The sequence below is a fragment of the Asticcacaulis sp. AC466 genome, assembly GCF_000495815.1.
Lineage (GTDB): Bacteria > Pseudomonadota > Alphaproteobacteria > Caulobacterales > Caulobacteraceae > Asticcacaulis.
Map to the genome: position 1 here is coordinate 1 of NZ_AWGE01000063.1, position 363 is coordinate 363.

The 363-nt window shown below is 46.8% G+C and carries 1 protein-coding gene; it reads right to left on the reverse strand.

Annotated elements, in window-relative coordinates; all coding sequences use genetic code 11:
* Positions 1-114: 114 nt before the first annotated feature.
* A partial coding sequence (locus tag AEAC466_RS43495) for a DUF2732 family protein (RefSeq protein ID WP_023460311.1) occupies positions 115-363 on the reverse strand: 249 nt, incomplete at its 5' end.

Sequence of the window (363 nt, forward strand, 5' to 3'; positions counted from 1 at the left end):
TTTTAGTTTCCTTATCGGTTTTTACGTCAGCCAAAATTAAAGCTTCCGCGCTAGAGTCTCGCGCTTCAACTTTAATAATGGCGAAAGTGCCATTAACTTCAACGACGTTAGTCATTAGTGCAACTCCTGCGCTTGATGCTCGATGGCTTCAGCCTCTTGGCGGAGCAGCTCAACAGCTTCAATAGCCGTTAAACCGTTCTTAGAGATATGTGCAGCCAAACGCACCAGACGAGCAGCAGCGAGATCGGCTTGATTCTTACGCTCATCAAGGCGGGCGTGGTCAAGCAACACAGCCACCTGTGAAATATCGCTACCTTGCTTTGCCGGGTCTAAACCCATAAAAATCACATTCGACATATTTAA